Source organism: Paracoccus sp. 08, assembly GCF_024105395.1.
Lineage (GTDB): Bacteria > Pseudomonadota > Alphaproteobacteria > Rhodobacterales > Rhodobacteraceae > Paracoccus > Paracoccus marcusii.
Map to the genome: position 1 here is coordinate 1 of NZ_WEKR01000053.1, position 4605 is coordinate 4605.

Genomic DNA, 4605 nt, shown 5'->3' on the forward strand with positions numbered 1-4605 from the left:
GTATCGTGAGAAGCATTGCAGGACAAGGGCATCACGCCATGCATTCCTGGCCGGAAATCCCGAGGCAAGCCCGTCACATACGATAAACGCCGCTACCAGCGGCGCAATCGTATCGAGATCATGTCCGGCAGGCTCAAGGACGGGCGCCGCGTCGCGACCCGCTACGACAGGTGCCCGAAGGGCTTTCTGTCCGCCATCGCTCTCGCCGCAACTGTCATCTTCTGGCTTTGAAAATTAACAAGTCTGGAGCCCAGACTACGTGGTTACGAGGACCCATGCGCGCCTTCTCTGCGTCCAAGACAGGTCAATGTGCGCGTTCGGAATGTTTCGTCAACACGCTAGGGGAACAGCGGAACTTGCGCCGGCGGCCTGTCGGGCGCCGGCGCGGAAAGCATACGGTCGGGGTCAGTGCCGGTTCTCGCCGAAAGGCAGCGGTTCGGGAGACTGGCCGCGCGTCTTGGCAAGCGACACGACCACGCCCACCGTCAGGATGAAGAACGTGATCCCAAGCGACCAGGACGGCGGGAACTTCTCCCAGCCCATCAGGTCCGCGATGAAGATCTTGGAACCGATGAAGATCAGCAGGATCGACAGCGCGTATTTCAGATAGGCGAAGCGGTGCAGGATCGCGGCCAACGCGAAGTACAGCGCCCGCAGGCCCAAAATCGCGAAAATGTTCGAGGTGTAGACCAGATACGGGTCCGTGGTGATGGTGAACACCGCGGGAACCGAGTCGACGGCAAAGACGAGGTCCGCGATCTCGATCACGATCAGCGCCAGCAGCAGGGGCGTGGCCCAGCGGACCAGCTTGCCGGTCTTGGGATCGGGAATCTTGACTGTAAACGCATGGCCGTGAAGCTCGTCCGTGACGCGCATGCGGCGGCGCAGCCAGTTGAGCGCCTTGTTGTCGGCCATGTCCGTGTGATCGTCGCTGGCAAACAGCATCTTGATGCCGGTGAAGATCAGGAAGGCCGCGAACAGGTACAGGACCCAGTGATAGTTCTCGACGATGGTCGCGCCCAGGCCGATCATGATGCCGCGCAGCAGGATCACGCCCAAGATGCCCCAGAACAGCACGCGGTGCTGGTATTCGCGCGGAATCGCGAAAAAGCTGAAGATCAACGCGATGACGAAGATGTTGTCCATCGCCAATGTCTTCTCGACGATGAAGGCGGTCAGGTACTGCGCCGTAGCCTCCCCGCCCATCGTCCAGTAGATGAAGCCCGAAAAGGCGATGCCCAAGGTGATGTACATGGCCGACAGCTTGAGGCTTTCGGCGATCCCGATCTCATGGTCGTCCTTGTTCAGGACCCCCAGGTCGAAGACCAGCAGGGCGATGACCAGCCCCATGAAAAGCAGCCACATCCAGATGGGCTTGCCCAAGAATTCGCTTAGAAGAAGTTCCACGATGCCCTCGCAAGACTGAAAATGTGCGGGGCAAGGGACGACGGAAGGGCCACCGATGCACCGAGCACGCTCGATGCGGTCCGACATCGCAGCCGATCGTGACGATCATGCTGCCAGAGGGGCCCGGTCCGCAGGTCGGCGCATATCACGAATCGCCCGCCCGCACAAGCATGCGCTTATGCGGGCGGCATCGCGCGGCATTAGAACTCCAGCATCTGCCCTCGACCGGCCGGGGCCGCGACCCGGATCGGGCGCGCCTCGACCGCAAAGTCCGGTGCAAGCGACGGGCGTTGGGCGGGCGGTGCCTGATCGGTCACGGTGAACGCCCCCATCTCGGTCGACAGGACCTGGGCCTGCTGGCGCAGCGACATGGACGCCGCCGTCGCCTGTTCCGCCACCGCGGCATTCTGCTGGGTCACCTGGTCCAGCTGGTTCACGCCGCTGTTGATCTCGGACAGGCCAATGGACTGTTCGGCGGTGGCCAGGGCGATGGCCGCGATCTGTTCGGACACGTCCGACGCCTTCTGCAGGATGACCCCCAGGCTGTCGCCCGTCCGGCCCACAAGATCGGACCCGGTCCTGACCTGCGCCGCGCTTTGCGAGATCAGGCCACGCACCTCGCGCGCGGATTCCGCCGCGCGCTGCGCAAGGCCCCGCACCTCGGAGGCCACAACCGCAAAGCCGCGACCCGCCTCTCCGGCACGAGCAGCCTCGACGCCCGCGTTCAGGGCCAACAGGTTGGTCTGGAACGCGATGTCGTCGATGACGCCGATGATGCGGGTGATCTGTTCCGACGACCGCTGGATGCCCTGCATGGCGGTAACCGCATCGGCCACGACGGCCGCGCTGGTCCGGGCGATGTCGCGGTTCTGGCCGCTGGCGCGCTCCGCCTCTCGGGCGCGTTCGGCGGTCTGGCGCAGGCTCTCGTTCATCTGGTTCAGGGCCGCGGCGGACTGTTCCAGCGTGGCGGCTTGGGTCTCGGCGCGGCTGGACAGCTCTCCGGCGGCCATGTTGATCTCGTCCGCGCCGCCGCGCACCTGGTTGGCGACGTCGGTGATGCGGCGGATCGTGTCCGACAGCCCGCCCACGACACCGTTGAACGCCAGGCGCAGCGAGTCGTAACCCTGCGGAAAGGGATCATGCGCGGGGCTGGCGATCTGATGCGTCATGTCGCCAGCCGCCAGCCGGTGCAGCCCGGTGCCGATCTCGCGCACGACGCGGGCCTGACGCTCGGCCTCGGCGCGGGCGTCGCGGTCGCGGGCGTCGCGCGCGGCCTCGGCCTCGGCCTCCAGACGCCGGGCGGTCAGCGCCCGGTCGCGGAACACCTGCATCGCCCCGGCCATCGCGCCGATCTCGTCGCCGCGGCCGGCATGGGGGACCGGCGTCTCTAGGTCGCCATCCGCCAGACGGGTCATCGCCGCCGTCATCCCCTCGATCGGACGAGAGATGATCTGCGCGCCGAACCAGACGACGACCAGCGTTCCAAGTAGCATCAGCGCCGCGGTCAGCACCGCCCGGTCGCGCGTCTGGGTCACATGCGCCATCACGGTCGCGCGCGGCACATGCATCATCAGGGTCCAGCTTTCGTCCATGCCGGGAAAGGAGACTGACCCTGTCAGGACCATCGACTGTTGCCCGTCCACCTCGGTGTAGTGCATCGGTCCCGCCGCCATCAGCGCCTGGTCCGCAGCCTGCACCGGCTGGCCCAGCAGCGCGCGGTCCTCATGCGCGATCCACAGCCCCCCGGAGCTGACCAGCCGCACGCGACCGTCGCCAAAGGGACGCAGCTCCTCGATCCGCGCCGACAGCCGGTCCAGCGATACGTCGCCGGTCAGCACGCCCACCGGCCGCGTGCCGTCGCGGACCACGCCGCTGACGGTGGTCATCAGGACCTCGGCGCCGTTCACGGGGTACAGATAGGGCGGCGTGATCAGGCTGCGATCCTCGCGCAGCGGCCGGTCGTACCAGCTGTCGGTCCCGGCCTCGGGGCGCATGTCCAACTGTTCGATGCCGATGCTTCCGTCAGGGGCGTAGAAGAAATACGGCACGAACCGCCCGGCGGCATCCGCATAGGGGCTGCCCAGATGGGCGCCATCCGGCCCAAGCGCGTCGGGTTCCAGCGCCAGCGTCATGCCGACCAGATCGGGCCGCGTGCGCAGGATCGTGGTGACGATGGAGGCCAGCGCATCGCGATTTGCAGGATCGTCGGCGATCGCCCCCTCGATCCCGGCGACGCCGGTGCGGACGGTGTCGATGACGCTGCCGACCTCCTGCGCGATGGTCGCGGCATAGCCGGTCATGAGCGCGCCGGCATGCGCTTCGGATTCGCGGGCCGAATCGCGCGTCATCAGGCTTGTCGTCAGCGCGATCACGGCGACGATGGCAAAGGCGGTCAGCGCGGCGGCGGACAGGGCCAGCTTGGCGCGGATGGAGATGGAACGGAACGGCATGCTTGCCCCTCTCTTGGGGGTTGGTCGGGAAAGAGGTCTGTCCCGCCGAGATAGCAGCCACAGGTTTCCGATCCGTTACCGGGCCGCCGTCGAACGTGACCAAATCGATCGATCCCGACGGCCGTCGACGGCCTAGCCCTTCAGGCGCGCCATGAACCCCCGGTCGATCCGGTCCTTGACCCGCCACAGCCAACGGCCCTGCAGGACGATGCCGTGCCACTGGGCCAGCGCCTCCTGTCCGCCAAGCGAGATGATCTTCAGATAGTCGCGCTGCGGCCGGAACGCCCGGCAGGGGCGGCCCAGGTGCCGCGCGGCTAGGTTCGCCGCCAGCACGGGCGCCTGGCGCACGGCAAAGACACCGGCCTTTGGGCGGGGGGCGTGGGTCATGAAGGCACAGTCGCCGGCCGCGAACAGGTCGGGATGGCCAGGCACCTGCAGGCACGGCCCCACGCACACAAAGCCCGCCTCGTCCACCGGCAGATCGCGTGCCAGCCAGTCCGGCGCACGCGCGCCGGCGATGCCCAGGGTCAGGGCGCTGTCGATCCGCCGTCCGTCGGCCAGCACCACGTGATCGGCCGCGACCCGATGCACGCGCGCCTTCGTCAGGATCGCGACCCCTGCCCTGTCCAGTGCGCGGCGCAGCAGGGTCCGGGCGCGCGGCGTCAGGGCTGCGGCGATGCGGGGCCCGGCCTCGACCAAAGTGACGGGCGCGCGCTGGCGATGGGACAGGGCAAGCGCGATCTCGGCC

Annotated in this window: 3 protein-coding genes and 1 pseudogene; 1 reads left to right on the plus strand and 3 read right to left on the minus strand. The window is 67.4% G+C overall.

Features of this window, described 5'->3' with window-relative positions; translation table 11 throughout:
- Nucleotides 1-9: 9 nt before the first annotated feature.
- Nucleotides 10-231, plus strand: a pseudogene (locus GBO37_RS13910) (transposase); the annotation flags it as partial.
- Nucleotides 232-405: 174 nt separating this feature from the next.
- Here the strand turns inward: GBO37_RS13910 and GBO37_RS13915 are convergent.
- The 3 genes from GBO37_RS13915 to GBO37_RS13925 all read right to left on the minus strand — a co-directional run.
- Nucleotides 406-1407, minus strand: a complete 1002-nt coding sequence (locus tag GBO37_RS13915) for a TerC family protein (RefSeq protein ID WP_148912010.1) — start codon at nucleotides 1405-1407, stop codon at nucleotides 406-408.
- 200 nt (nucleotides 1408-1607) lie between these two features.
- Complete coding sequence (locus GBO37_RS13920) at nucleotides 1608-3857, minus strand: methyl-accepting chemotaxis protein (RefSeq protein WP_252929629.1); 2250 nt, start codon at nucleotides 3855-3857, stop codon at nucleotides 1608-1610.
- A 132-nt stretch (nucleotides 3858-3989) separates the two neighbouring features.
- Nucleotides 3990-4605: FAD-dependent oxidoreductase (locus GBO37_RS13925; protein ID WP_252929630.1), on the minus strand; the 616-nt coding region annotated here is incomplete at its 5' end.